Source organism: Salinivibrio sp. MA351, assembly GCF_001996065.1.
Classification (GTDB): Bacteria; Pseudomonadota; Gammaproteobacteria; order Enterobacterales; family Vibrionaceae; genus Salinivibrio; species Salinivibrio costicola.
In genome coordinates, this window is record NZ_MUFG01000002.1 from 54080 (window position 1) to 67818 (window position 13739).

A 13739-nucleotide genomic window follows, 5' to 3' on the forward strand; every position below is an offset into this window, starting at 1 on the left:
CTGAATGCACCTGTCCTGATAAAAGATAAGGAAAAAGAATGACACAGCCAGACCCTCTCAGCCCCTATTATTACCATCATAACTTTCAAAGCTTGATCGGTTTAGTGTCTGAACGTGACTGGGATCTGCTCACAGGCAAAGAACGGGCTTGGCTTACCTGCTTTCAACAGCTTAGCTTCAAAGCCCAATGTTTGCTGGTCCGTTTATTGATGCGCCGCCATGATTACTTCTTAGCCGACAAACTGATCTATCCCGAGCTCGGAGACACCAGGCCACTGCTCCACAACTTGGCCGATAACGGATTTGTCAGCATCACCGATACTGCTCCCGCTGACGTCTTATTTAACCTACTGAGTAAGGCGCAATTGATCGATGCGTTTCCAGCGGTGGCCTTAGCGAAAAGTGCGAGTAAGACACAGTGGCAAACAGCGATCACTGACACCTATGACGATCCGCTCATCAGTCCCTACGCGCTAGTCGTTTGCCACCAACCGGACCTACTCCCCGTCTTGTTGTTATTGTATTTTGGTAATTCACGCCAAGATTTGAGCCAATTTGTCGTCGCCGAGCTCGGTATTCAGCAATTTGAATTGTATCCTGTTAGTCAGTCTGAGCGTTTATTTCAACACCGCCAACACATTGATGATTGGCTTCACTTGTCTGCGCTTACCGACACGGTTTGGCAAGCAAAAAAAGCCAAGCGCCCAGCGTTGATTCTTGCGCTACAATCGCACCTTCCTCAGCCGTTTGAGTGGCCGCCACTTGAGCGCAAACGGCAACGCTTAGTTAATCGTATTGCACGTGAGTTTGAGCGCCACGATGACTTCCCTTGTGCCACATTGCTTTACCAAACCACCACGCAACCACCAAGCCGGGAGCGACAAGCTCGCATGTTGATTAAACAAGGTTATATTGATGACGCATCACGCATCATTGCGGCCATGCTCGACGCGCCTCACGATGAAGAGGAATATGACGTCGCCTGTCGTATCGCCAAACAAAAGCCCCTCCGAGAGCATGCCCGTTTGGTGCCGACAAACTCAGTCAATCCTGCCATTGTGGATAGTGAGACATTGACACTCCCCCTTGAACATCGGGTGGAATGGGACGTTGCGGCGTATTATCGATGCCAAGGCTGGCAAGTATGGTATAGCGAAAACAGTTTGCTGAATGCGCTGTTCGGGCTCTTTTTTTGGGACATTCTGTTTTTACCCATCAGTGGCGCCTTTGTGAATCCATTTCAACGTGGCCCGCGCGACCTGTATAGCGACGACTTTGTCACCAAAAGACAGCCCCAAATTCATGCGCGCTTGGCAAACATTAATCAAGCACGCGATTGGATAGCACGACACTATCAACAAAAACAGGGGCTCAGTAATGATTGGGTCAACTGGTCTGTGATTGAATGGCCGCTGCTTGACGCCGCCTTACACGCCCTCAGCGACACACAGCTAAGCGCGTGTTTTAAGCGTATTTTGTTCGATCGACGCCATAATCGACGCGGTCACCCCGATTTGTTTATGTGTCGAGGCGATGCCTACCAATGGGTGGAAGTGAAAGGCCCAGGAGATGTGTTGCAGCCTCATCAAAGCCGCTGGCTTCAGTTTTTTCACCAGAATGGCATTTGTGCCAAAGTGGTCTATGTCACTTCAGCTACGTCAAACAGCTAGTCAGGTCTAATCGTCAATAGAAACGATCAATGTATGTGACGTTGTCACTTAGCGTCTTCAGTATGAGGATTAAAGATGTAGTGCGAGCCATCGTAAACAAGTCGTTTAATCAAGGCTTCACAGTGTTTAAGGCCACCGCGGTCAAACGATACGCCGTAGCGTTGCATTCCCCATTTTTGCTGACGGTTTTCCACTTGCCCGCTTAATACAAAGCAATCGTCGCTATCGGGCGCTTGGATTTGTATCGCGATTTGATGGTGCTTTTCAAAAACGGGCGCAATAGCATCAAAACTAAACCCACAGCCACCTGCAGAAATATCGGTAAGATTGACCGACAAACGACGACTACCTAGAGGAACTTCACCTTTCACATTTAATTCATAACGATTATCTTTGCGCTGTTGAATCAATTTGGCTTGCTGTGGTAGCTCAACCACCACCAAATTAACGGGCGCTTTGAGTACGGTGGAAATTTTGGATGCAAACCGTACTTTCGCGCCTTCACCCTCATCAGAAACGGCATCCACGGCGAGGCGATAACCTTCAATAAAAAATTGATTAACCTGATTGAGGTTTTCCGTGGGCAGAGAAAAGAACAACCGTTTTTCGCCATCAAAACCGATAAAGGTACAGTCAGAGCGATATGTTTGCCCCACCGGGGTTTTAATTTGTACCTGGGTGGTCGTTCCGTGTTTCATGAATGCCACGGCTCGCAGACCAATGACGGTGTCTTCTCTTACGGTTCTATATTTTTTGGCCTTAAGCTGAGGCAAAGACTGCATCATTCTAAATTCTTGCGGTTAAGAGAACAAAGGTAACGGCAAATTCAATCCCCGTTACCACTTGGAAGCCATGACGCGCACGTAATGCGTTATTGGCGCGTCAAGCTGTTGACACGTCAAGCTGTCAACACATCAAACTATTACACGTTAACGATAACAGCCGTTGGCTACAGCAGGTACATAACAAACTGCATTAAAGGTACCGTATTGCCGCTCGAACCAACCACTTGATTGCCTTCAATCCGGGCGGTAAGCGTGGTTATTTTTTCCGACTGCGTGACGAACCCCGCACTGGATAAGTTACTGACTTTTTCTCGCCATGGCGAGCGTGAAAGCAACACGTTTGGTACCGCCACATCCAGATTGCCAGACAACTGACTCACCAGCTGATTCAGGCCAAACTCACCCGTGGCGTCGCCACCGCTTAGCTCAAGGCGCATATCAACGCTAACGTCCCCTTCTGGAAGCGTCAGGCTTGCCGGCGACAAATTAACCGATAATCCCGACTGCAACAAATCCACAACGGCTTGTTCCATCGCAGACGCACTTCCCGGCGCCGGGCCCTCTTGCCACTGTGACGATAGCAATGCGATCTGAGACATAGCCGTATAATCAAGGTGGTTAGCATCTAACGCGACCACCAAGTTGCGCCAACGGGTTTGATCTGGCAACGTTATCTCACCAACGGTGAGTTGATTGGTATTATTCAGCGACCGCGCTGACGCCGATTCAACCAGCTCATTGCCAATTTCAAGCTCAACCTGAGCAAGCTGGACCGATTGACCATTGCCGTTATCTAGCTGCGCTTGCTCAATCGAGAGCGACTGATTACCAATCCATAATCCCTCTTGCAGATAACCTTGGCCGCTCCCTGTGATGGTATCAACTTTCAACTGTTGGCCATTATCATCATTAAAGGCGAGAGCAGGCAGTGAGAAGGTTGCTTTACCGCGTCCTTTGCGGTCAATCTCGCCTTTAACACTCAGCTCACTTGCGGTTAGATTGCTGTTTGACTCCGAAAGCGAGAAAGGCGCCACCGTCAGATGATAGTCAGAGGCGCCGGTCAGTAGCGTATCAAGATCTAAGCGAACCGGTGTCGGATTACCTGGCCATATCTTTTGAGTAATTTGTTGTAGCTCTGGGGTCATTACCAAGGTATTGCTCGACGAGACCCCCAATATACCGTGAGATATCTCTGATGTGATCTCGTAGGCAACCGGTAACCCTGACTGCTCCAATAATGCTTTACTCTCGCCCTTAAACTGGACACGCGTAACCGCTTGTGAGCTTAAGTAGCCTCGCTCATAGGTCTGTTTCTCGAGCGTAAAATCTGCGGTTGTGCGTTGATCCACTTCACGCTCATACATTGAGTGCGCAATTTGGCCCGTTGCAAATGGCCAACATGCAACCACCGCAAGGCCGCCGGCAATGGCGCCATACTTTCCTAAAAACATGTCTTTTTTGCTCCAAGGACACGAAAACCATTAGTGTAACCAAAAATGGACGCTGACGATAATATACTAATAGATTGGGATACAGGTTTAAGTCAGTCAGCAAGCATCATTTGTCTATCCATCGAATAGGTCACGATGGGCGCGCGCATTCAGGTTGCGAGGTTTAGCAGGATATGTTCATGAATGTCGACCATTTCGCATCATTGAAGCGAATAAATGCCTATAATCAAAGCGAATTCGCGACAAATCGGCAGAGTGTATGAACCCTTATGTGATATTGTGCATTGACCAAGACCCTCTCGCGGTGGAAAAGCTCTCTCACGACCTCGCGCCGTTTCGCGATGTCTTTGATCTATGCAGTACTGACACCCCTGACGATGCCTATGCGTTGTTACATGATTTGAAAGCGAACGAGCAACAGGTGGCGTTATTGATTTGTCATAACGCGCCTGGGAACAATGATGGCATTGATTTATTAGTCAACGTTGACAACCATGCCGCCAGTAAAGGGGCGCGTACTATTTTGCTCAGCGAAGCGCCGCAGTACGATGTCATTTTGCAGGCAGTCAATGAGGGTCGGTTAAATTATTGCATGCACAAGCCGTGGCGAGCAGATGAATTACAGCGGGTTGCAGAGAAAGAACTCACAACCTATGTCTTGCGGCATTGCCAACACGATCTATTGCGTTATAGCGAAGTGCTGGATCATCGCACCTTACTGGATGCGCAAGTCGAACGTGAGATTAACCAATTTCAGTCACAATTGCTCGCGCCAGCCGAAAGCAATAAAGCAGACATTGCCGACCGAGTGATTGCTGGCCTTTATGCCTTTTTTGACGGCAATGACGAAAGCCGTGCCTGTCGAACCTACAGCGCCAACCATGTACTCACGAAAGAAAACCAAGATAACGCATTTTTATGGTTTATTGCCGAAGGCGACGTTGGGCTCTATAAAACCGATGATAAAGGGCAAGTGCACCATGTCTCTACCCTCTCTGCCGGCAGTTTGATTGGTAGCATGTCGTTTGTCACTGGCGAGGTCTCTTTCTCGACTGGGCGCACACTCACTCGCACCCGGGTGATCAAAATCGACCATACGCTATTTAGCAAAATAATGACCAGCCGCTCAGAGCTGTTACCCCTGTTTATTCAATACCTACTATTGCATTTTAACCAACGCTTAAAGCGCAGCATTGATACCGAAATCCAGCTACAGCAAACACTCGCTTCTCTGGATGAGGCCAATCGCCAGTTGTTAGAAAAAGAAAAAATGGCGCTCCTGGGCCAGCTGGTCGCCGGTGTCGCACATGAACTCAATAACCCTGTTTCCGCGATTTTACGTAATAGCGACGCACTTGCCGACGCTTTAGAGCACGTCGCAAAAACGCCCCTTGATGCTGCCAGCCGCGAACAAGCCCTTACCCTTTTGCAAAACAACCGCAACAGCACCCCGCTATCAACCGCCACCGCGCGAGCACATACACGTACGCTAAGTGAAATGACCGGGAATAAACGCACGGCACGAGACCTGGTGAATATTGGCCTGTATCAACAAGATACGGTGACCAACTGGCAACAACGTTTGGGATCACATTTTGACACTGAATTGGCGACTTGGAAGCAATACGCCCGTTGTGGTCGCCTATTACGCTCTAATCATGTCTGTGCCGGTCGGATCGCCGATCTGGTCAAAAGCTTACGCACCTATGCGCGCCAAGACAGCGAACAGCGCCAGCGTACTCATATTATTGAAAGCATTGATGACACCCTGACGTTATTCGAACACCGACTCAAACCGCACCAATTAGAAAAGTACTATGACTGGGTGCCTGACATTATCACTCAGCCATCAGCTTTGGCACAGGTTTGGACCAACCTTATTGCCAACGCACTGGATGCGATGCCAGAGCCGGGCACACTTACCGTGACAGTTAAAACCCTTAACGACCAAGCATCTGGCATGATTCAAGTATCGGTGACGGATACGGGGATAGGAATGACGCAAGAACAGCAAGAAAAAATGTTCGCGTTAAACTACACCACCAAGCGCGAGGGGCATTTTGGTTTGGGTATTGGCCTGACCATGTGTCAAACCATTGTTCATCAGCAAGGGGGGGATATTCAGGTCCGCTCCCAACTCGGGAACGGCACCACGATGACAGTCACCTTACCCATAGCACTCCCCGCCTCTGCCAATAAGGAGCCACAAACATGAGCCAATATTTAATTTTATGTGTGGATGATGAACGCGATGTCCTCGATAGCGTGATAGACGATTTGCAAGGTTTTACCGATCACTTTGAGGTCGAAGCCGCCGAGTCCGTTTCCGAGGCACGCGATGTGATTCGCGATATGGCCACGGAAGGAACACAACTGGCACTTATCTTGTGTGATCACATTATGCCAGGTGAATTAGGCGTCGATTTTCTCATTGAGCTGGCTAGTCAGCCTCAAACCGCTTCGGCACGCAAGGTCTTACTCACGGGTCAAGCAGGGCTGGAAGATACAGTATCAGCGGTGAATCATGCCAGTTTGCACTATTATCTCGCAAAACCGTGGCAGAAAGACACCTTAGTGAGCGTGGTGACCGATCAATTAACCAGCTATGTGGTTGCTCACGAACCCAATTTGTTCCCTTGGGCTAGCGTACTCGATACCCCGCGTGTCGTGGAGGCGATTAACCGCAACAAATGGAATATGGACGGCGAATAGTCCCAATTTATTGCCATAACCGCGCATTGGGTCAGAAATGCGTAAAAAAGCCTAAATGACGGGCGGATGTGCTTGTTTCAGCGCGCAATCGTCTTATAGAATGATTTCAACACCAATAACAAGTGGAATTGATAATGCGTAAATCTCTTTTAGCTAGCGCGATTGTCGCGTTGGCTTCTTTCAGCGCCGTGGCCAATGAAGAAGACGCCAACCTCACCACCATGAGTAATTTTAGTTACGATTACTTGGAAGGACGTGTCGGTGTTAGCCCCCTCACCTATGGTGCAGGATTTAGCATGTCTATTCACCCTAATGCGCACATTCGTGTTGAAGCAGATACCGAGTTTGATTCGGATTGGGATACCGCTGCAGGGATTGGTTTTCATGCACCGATCAATAACTGGGCAGACTTGACCGGTGAATTGCTTGCGCGCGGCGTCAATAAAGAGAACTTCAACAGCGATGTGGGTTTAGAAATCAATCTTGGTATTCGCCAATGGTTGGGGCCACAAGTTGAAGTGGGCGGTGAAATCGGTCTACTCACCGTGGATGATGAAGAAGATACGTTTGGCTCTGCTTACGGTCGATTCCACGCAACCGAACTGTTCTCGTTAGGCGCAGCATACCGGGTTAACGAGTGGTATGGCGATCAGTTTATGTTTACGACACGCTTTAAGTACTGATAGCGATACAGCCAAGATCAAAAAACCCGCTTTGATGCGGGTTTTTATTTTTCTGTCAGTGACGAAGGTTAGCTTCTGCCCAGCCCTCAGCGAATCAATAACATGGGTACCGTCGATTCAATCAGCAGCTTGGTGGTGTTACTTCCGACAAAGAACTGACGTAGTTTTGAATGCCCGTACGCCCCCATCACAATCATACCCACTTGATTTGACGCTTGATAATCTAAGATTGCTCGGTGTACCTCACCCGTGAGTTGCGCTTGCGCGACATTGACGCCTGCCGCTTGCAATCGCTCAGCCGCCCGTTTAAAAGCAGCCAATTTCTCTTGCGAATCTTCTACCATCACTAAGTGACAAGTCATTCCCGCTAATAATGGGGTGACGAGCGCCTTCTCCACCAGCTTTTCGCTGATGTCACTGCCGTCAAATGCGAGCAAATAACTGTCAGGTGCCGAGAACTCACCATTAGCAATCAGCGTATGTGCCTTAATTGAACGCACGACACTTTCAAGTTGTGAACCGATGGCTCTAGCATCACTTTGATGTACTTCACCAGATTTTCCCAGCACCAAGACACGCGTTTGCGCTTCCAGCTCAAGCAAGGTTTCAACCAAGTTGCCATGACGTTGCAAGGTGCTAACATCACCCAAACCTTTCGCTTTGGCGTCGTCTGCCAGCTCGGAAAGTAGCACTTTCCCATGCTTCATTTCGAGCTTAGCGCGCTGACCATCTAGCTCAACCAATTCTTGTAATAGTTGCTCTCGACTGCCTGCAGCTAAGTTACCGGATAGTTCAGGCTCCGGCTGGCGAGACGATTTATCCAGCACATGGAGTAGTGTTAAGGGTACAGACAGACGGCTTGCCGCCCAAATGCTCAACGCTGCCACTGGCTTTGAATAATGCGGGCCATCGACGCATGCTAGGATCCGTTGCTCCAAACCTTCTCTCCTCTTTGTTGAATATCGCTGCCCATTCACTCAATCATTTGCTGACAACGATCAGCTCTTTATCACATTTGCCACTATGCCATTGATAGTGACAGACACTCGCGTTTCGTAAAGCGTAAACCGGTAAAAAATTGATCCCGCCACTTTTATACTTAGATATCCGGTATCCTGACAGTAACAGGGCAAATCACACCTTGGTTCACCAAACTGACGATGTCTTTTTCTCACTGACGATGCCTTTTAACGCAGGTTGGTGAGGAATCAGGCGTTCATTCGAATTTTCACACCTGACTAACACACAAACGCCACGATCTGCGCTAGGCTTTGCGACTTCTTCATTTCGTCAGGATAAAAAGACAGCATGAATCCAGTTGCCGGGCCTTTCCCTCGAGATACCTATCGTTTCCCAAAGGGCCGCTTTTCGATAGTGAGTGTTTACAGCTTTACCAGTGCCGCGATTGTGGCCTCAACGATTTTCTCGCTCCTTTTATTTCTCTCGCTTGATGACAACCCGTTAATGCAGTGGTTGTTTGGCGCGCTTGCTGTCATTTTTGAAGCAGGTAAGTTTTATGCTTGGTATGAGTTTGGCGAACGTCGTGCCCACGGTAACTATACTGGCGCCGCCTCGGCACTCGGTTTTTATCTCATTTTGGCTCTAATCTCGATTGGCGGTAGCATCGGCGGCATTAACAGTGCCACGAATGCAGCACAGAGTGAGCAGCAACAAGGCCAAGCCAAGGTCGCGGCTTATGACCGCCAAATTGAAGCAATTGAGCAGCAAATTGCACTGAATAACGAGGCCGCTGAACGGTATATTGAGCTAGATAGAATTGCGACGGGTGTGGCACGGCTGCAACGGGAAAACACCCAGTTGCGCAAAGAACAACAACAACTGGCATTAACGCGTGACAGTTTACCGGCGGTGGCTCAAGGCTCCGTTTTAGGACTCATCAGTAATCTCGCCAATACCTTAGGGGTGAGCACTGATCAGGCCCAATCTTGGCTGGTGATATTTCTTTCCGTATTATTAGATTTATTCGCGGCTTTTTTTGTTGGCGTCATCGGTGAGGAACAACGCTTTCGCCACTGGTACCATCACCCACACAGCGGCCCTTTAAACGCGACTGCACCTGCAACATCGCGCGAGACCCAGACGGCCTCAGACCAAGCAACCTCCTTGCCTGAAACGCCTAACGATGAGACGCTTGGGTTCCCTTATACCGATATAAAAACCGCACTTGCTGCCAAAACGATACGCTGTAGTAAAAAAGCGGTAAGCACTGAGTATGCGCTAAGCCAAGACACTGTCGATGCGCTTTTTACTCAATTGCAAAAAGAGGGGCTCGTCGCCAAAAAACCTAACCATCATTATCATTGGGTCGGTTAGACTAGACGGAAAACACAACAAGAAGGTGACCTATGCATAACGCTGCACAAGAGCTGCATGCTCCCAAAGCATCGCTATGGCGCGCATTAGGCGATGTTAGTCCGCTTTGCCTCGCCGTTCTCCCGTGGGGAATTTTATGTGGCTCATTAGGGCTGCAAATGGGCTTTAGTGCCTTGCAAACACAGGCGATGTCATTACTCGTTTTCGCGGGTGCAGTGCAGTTGTCCGGCACCATGATGGTCGGCAGTGCGGCTGGCCTACCCGCCGTGTTGGGTTCTACTTTGGTGATCAGCGCACGCCACCTGTTATATGGCGCACACTTTCGTCAGTACATTACTCCTTTGCCTCTCAAGTGGCGCCTCGGCCTTGGCTTCTTATTGACTGACGAAATGTATGCACTTTCAACCGCACATACTCGCAAGCACGATAGGTTTTCTAAACATTATGCCCTTTATACCGGCGCGGCGTTTTACATCGGTTGGAATCTTGCCACCTTAGCGGGCATTTTGGCGGGGTCACAACTTAAAGCATTGGAGGCCATTGGGCTCGACTTTGCCATTGCGGCAACATTCATCGCGCTCACGGTACCCAGTATAAAAACACGGCCCGTTTTACTGTGCGCTTTAGCGAGCGGTTTAAGCATGTTGCTACTCACCTATTACCAGATCCCCCATGCGCTGATTATGGCAACCGGAATTGGTATGGCGTCGGGGTTGCTCGCTGAATCGCTACCCGCTAGGAGGATGACATCATGAACTATTGGTTAATGATCGTCGCCATGGCGTTGATCACCTTCTCCGTGCGCTACCTTCTGCTTGCACGCAGTGTGCCTGTGCGCATCGGTCCTCGATTGCAACGGCTGCTTACCTACTCAGCACCGGCGGTATTGACCGCGCTGTGGGTGCCGATTGTCTTCTTTCCCGAAGATAAACTGGCTATCTCTACTACCAACCCTTATTTGCTAGGCGCGATGGTTGCCATTGGCTTAGCGTGCACCCGTTTATCAACGTTATTAGTCGTCGGGATATCGATTGGCTTCTTTGTTGCCCTTCAGCTACAGGTGTTCGGCTAACGCATAGAAAAACAAAAGGCGGGAGCATTTACCCGCCTTTTTCATCATCTTCAATATATCTGTGATTCACATATGAACATCAGTTATTTTGAACACGTTGCTTTTGAACACGTTGCTGCACGCGTGAGACGTGCACCAATCCTGTTAATTTGATACTCGGCTTGAGCAGAAGCTGCGCACTCCCGACGATAAAGAGCCAGGTGCCGCTTTCTATCAATGCATCATTGAGAAAAAAGAAGCTTCCAATCAAAAACCAGATCGCAATCAACAGGTCGTTAAATGCACCAAAGGCTTCATAACGACGCTGAATCGCAAAATGCTTATTACCAATATCAATATCCAGCTCTCGGCCATTACGCTGTATCATTTGCTTCCTCTGGACCTTGGTATTAATAATCGATGGCATTAACAGTCAATGTGTTGGCGTTTAATCCCCAGCATCGTCTGCACCATATTCAAGAAGAAGGTGACAGCACTCATGCCTAAAAACAACCATGCAAGGGGAATGAAGGCGAATAGCTCTTGTATCGAACTGTTTGCAGCTATTTGTGGTGTGGAAAGGTTGAAAGCGAGCAGGCAACCGATGCCGAGTAGAAAGAAGATAAAAGATGTACGAAAATGTCGCAGTAGGGTTAACATAAAACCTTTTTTAATTGCTTCAGTACCCTTTGTGACTGACTACTGTCTCAGAAGTTCCCTGTTTTTTGCATTTTTTTCAAAAAAAAGCGTTCACCATGTTGGTACCAAGGTGAACGCTGGCCTACGTGATTAGCTTAACACCAATAAATCATCGAACCTACAGCTTGTAGGTCGAGACTTTGTCGTTCAGTTTGGTGGCTTGATGACGCAGATTATCCGCCTCTTGTGAGGTATCGTTAGCGCTGTGTACTAAGTGCTCAGACACATCCTTGATTGAGGTAATATTCTGTGTAATTTCACTCGTGACATGAGTCTGCTCTTCCGCTGCCGTGGCAATTTGCGTCGCCATATCACTGATCTGATTTACCGCCGCATCAATTTCACTCAGCGCCGCAGTAGCTTTATCAACATCAGCAACCGAATCGCCCGCCAGGGATGAACTGCTTTCCATGGTCGACACAGCGCTAGCAGTCGTGGTTTGCAAGGTCTCGATCGTTGATTTGATTTCTTCTGTGGAGGCGTGTGTACGTTGCGATAAGATACGAACTTCGTCGGCTACCACCGCAAAACCGCGACCTTGTTCACCCGCACGTGCCGCCTCGATCGCCGCATTCAATGCCAACAGATTGGTTTGCTCGGCAATACCTTGAATGGTCGATAATACGGTTGAAATCTCTTGCGAGTGTTTGTCCAACTCGGCAACGATGGTGCTCGCCTGCTTGAGTTCATCCGATAAGCGTGTGATCGATGTTTTGGTATTTTCAACCACCGCACGCCCGTTATCGGTACTCTCCGTCGACGCTTGCGCTGTACTGGCCGTGTGCTCCGCGTGAGAAGCAATCTCTTGCGTGGCGGAGGCCAGTTCAGTAACCGCCGTGGCTACCATAGTGACTTCTTGTTGCTGTTGATTAATATCATCTACGTTACGGCGAGCGCGTTCAGTACTGCTATCTGATTGCGAGGTCAACTGCTGCGCTTGTTCACGAATGTGGCTGATGAGCTGATGCATACTGCCAACGAAAGTGTTGAAGTTTTTTGCCAACTGCCCCACTTCATCGTCGCTTTCTACCTCAATCCGTTGCGTAAGATCACCGCTACCATGAGCAATTTGCTCCAACGCGTTAGAAACATTGGTTAACGGCCTAAACAGTATATTAACCAGTAAGTTAAATAACAGCGTACATGCAATAACAACCGCAATAGTGACCGCAATTTGCCCCCACACTGCATCAAACAGTGGTGCCACTAAGGAGTCGTAATTAATGACGGTCACCGTGATCAAATCGGTATCTTTGATCGCTTTTGCGTAAACGACACTTTCAGCGCCGCCTACCTCAGCGGTGACACTCCCACCGGAATTCATCGCCGATTTTATCGTATTAAACGATAACCCTAGTTCACTGATGGATTGATTAAGCAGATCGGTGTTCGCATGAGTAAAGATATTGCCATCCTGGTTGGCAATAAACATATAACCACTACCAGGCAAAATAACTTTCTCCAAGCCCTCGATGATATCGCCAATCTCTACATCTGCGCCCAACACCAAGGTTTGCCCATTAAACTGCAATGCTTTACCCAATGAGACAACATTCGCCCCCGTTGCTGCAGCTACCGTTGGATTATCCATAAACACATTAGACGGCGAAGCCTTGGCATTGGTGTACCAGCCCCATTTTCTAGGATCGTCATTACCCGGCGGCAACACCACCCCATTGGCATTATCTTGGCTACCGTCCGGATACGCGAGAAAGACATTATCAAATCCGCCCGAATCGCGAACCTGTTTGAGGTGAGTAACCATGTTGTCTGGATCCGCTTCGCGGGTCAGTGATGTCATGGCTCGCTCTTTGGATGCCACCCAATCCGACACATACTGATTATACGACGCCGTTGTACTCTCTAGTCGTTGCGCCACTTCTGTATCGAGTCGCGACAAAGARGCTCTAAAAGAAAGCGCCTCGACCAGAAAGCCACCGATAATAATGGCAAGTCCGGCAGAGACCGCCAGCTTGTGCTTGAGGGAAAGTTTTTTAAACATAACTGCCTTGTTAGTCCGTCATAATGTGTTAATTATAATTTCAGTAAAACAGTGTTCCTGACGCCCGGCAAAATGGGCGCCAAACAACTGATAGGTCCATCACAACATTTTTGTGAAAGGGTTACTCAGTCTGTTGTTAACTGGCTATAAAACAGACCACATGCTGCAACAAACCTAAGCTTACGGTCACTGTTATTGTATCGCACTCACAGCTTAACAGGCATGGTAGCGGGTTGCCTGCGCCAGATCAGATAAATGTAACAAGCTGAAAAGTTGAATATTACGTTCAACATCCAAATTCTTATTCTCACCTCGCAACTTTTAATGACCTACACTAGGCTTTAACTAATTG

General features: G+C 48.7%; 13 protein-coding genes. 7 read left to right on the forward strand and 6 right to left on the reverse strand.

Features of this window, described 5'->3' with window-relative positions; genetic code table 11:
• Positions 1-38 precede the first annotated feature (38 nt).
• Complete coding sequence (locus BZG78_RS01600; protein WP_077660195.1) at positions 39-1670, forward strand: VRR-NUC domain-containing protein; 1632 nt, start codon at positions 39-41, stop codon at positions 1668-1670.
• Positions 1671-1714: 44 nt separating this feature from the next.
• Here BZG78_RS01600 and BZG78_RS01605 read toward each other — a convergent pair whose 3' ends face one another.
• Together BZG78_RS01605 and BZG78_RS01610 are read right to left on the reverse strand one after the other, a co-directional pair.
• Positions 1715-2455, reverse strand: a complete 741-nt coding sequence (locus tag BZG78_RS01605) for a PilZ domain-containing protein (protein ID WP_021022776.1) — start codon at positions 2453-2455, stop codon at positions 1715-1717.
• A gap of 164 nt (positions 2456-2619) precedes the next feature.
• Positions 2620-3906, reverse strand: coding sequence for a DUF945 family protein (locus tag BZG78_RS01610; protein ID WP_077660196.1), 1287 nt, complete (start codon positions 3904-3906; stop codon positions 2620-2622).
• Positions 3907-4177: 271 nt separating this feature from the next.
• On the opposite strand from BZG78_RS01610, the gene BZG78_RS01615 reads away from it, so the two are divergent.
• From BZG78_RS01615 to BZG78_RS01625, 3 genes are all read left to right on the forward strand, one after another.
• A complete protein-coding gene (locus BZG78_RS01615; protein ID WP_242412967.1) occupies positions 4178-6121 on the forward strand; it encodes an ATP-binding protein in 1944 nt (647 codons plus the stop codon).
• Complete coding sequence (locus BZG78_RS01620; RefSeq protein WP_077660198.1) at positions 6118-6618, forward strand: response regulator; 501 nt, start codon at positions 6118-6120, stop codon at positions 6616-6618. Before BZG78_RS01615 ends, BZG78_RS01620 begins: the two co-directional genes overlap by 4 nt.
• Before the next feature lie 134 nt (positions 6619-6752).
• Positions 6753-7301: a hypothetical protein gene (locus BZG78_RS01625; protein ID WP_021022772.1), complete on the forward strand. Its 549-nt coding sequence runs from the start codon at positions 6753-6755 to the stop codon at positions 7299-7301.
• 86 nt (positions 7302-7387) lie between these two features.
• On the opposite strand, the gene BZG78_RS01630 is transcribed toward BZG78_RS01625, so the two are convergent.
• Entirely contained in the window at positions 7388-8239 is an 852-nt protein-coding gene (locus BZG78_RS01630) for a universal stress protein (RefSeq protein WP_077660199.1), read from the reverse strand.
• A 370-nt stretch (positions 8240-8609) separates the two neighbouring features.
• On the opposite strand from BZG78_RS01630, the gene BZG78_RS01635 reads away from it, so the two are divergent.
• The 3 genes from BZG78_RS01635 to BZG78_RS01645 are packed head-to-tail and all read left to right on the forward strand — an operon-like array spanning position 8610 to position 10707.
• Positions 8610-9635, forward strand: a complete 1026-nt coding sequence (locus BZG78_RS01635) for a Preprotein translocase subunit SecY (RefSeq protein ID WP_077660200.1) — start codon at positions 8610-8612, stop codon at positions 9633-9635.
• A gap of 32 nt (positions 9636-9667) precedes the next feature.
• Positions 9668-10390 (forward strand): AzlC family ABC transporter permease, encoded by a 723-nt coding sequence (locus BZG78_RS01640; protein ID WP_077461281.1) that lies wholly within the window; start codon positions 9668-9670, stop codon positions 10388-10390.
• Positions 10387-10707: an AzlD domain-containing protein gene (locus BZG78_RS01645; protein WP_021022769.1), complete on the forward strand. Its 321-nt coding sequence runs from the start codon at positions 10387-10389 to the stop codon at positions 10705-10707. Before BZG78_RS01640 ends, BZG78_RS01645 begins: the two co-directional genes overlap by 4 nt.
• Before the next feature lie 79 nt (positions 10708-10786).
• Here the strand turns inward: BZG78_RS01645 and BZG78_RS01650 are convergent, their stop codons facing one another.
• The 3 genes from BZG78_RS01650 to BZG78_RS01660 all read right to left on the reverse strand — a co-directional run bounded on the left by BZG78_RS01650 (position 10787) and on the right by BZG78_RS01660 (position 13387).
• The gene (locus tag BZG78_RS01650) at positions 10787-11074 is read right to left on the reverse strand and encodes a YrhK family protein (RefSeq protein WP_077660201.1); all 288 of its coding nucleotides are present in this window, start codon (positions 11072-11074) and stop codon (positions 10787-10789) included.
• Between the two features lie 38 nt (positions 11075-11112).
• Positions 11113-11346, reverse strand: a complete 234-nt coding sequence (locus tag BZG78_RS01655; protein WP_021022767.1) for a DUF3955 domain-containing protein — start codon at positions 11344-11346, stop codon at positions 11113-11115.
• 157 nt (positions 11347-11503) lie between these two features.
• Complete coding sequence (locus BZG78_RS01660) at positions 11504-13387, reverse strand: methyl-accepting chemotaxis protein (protein WP_077660202.1); 1884 nt, start codon at positions 13385-13387, stop codon at positions 11504-11506.
• Positions 13388-13739 lie beyond the last annotated feature (352 nt).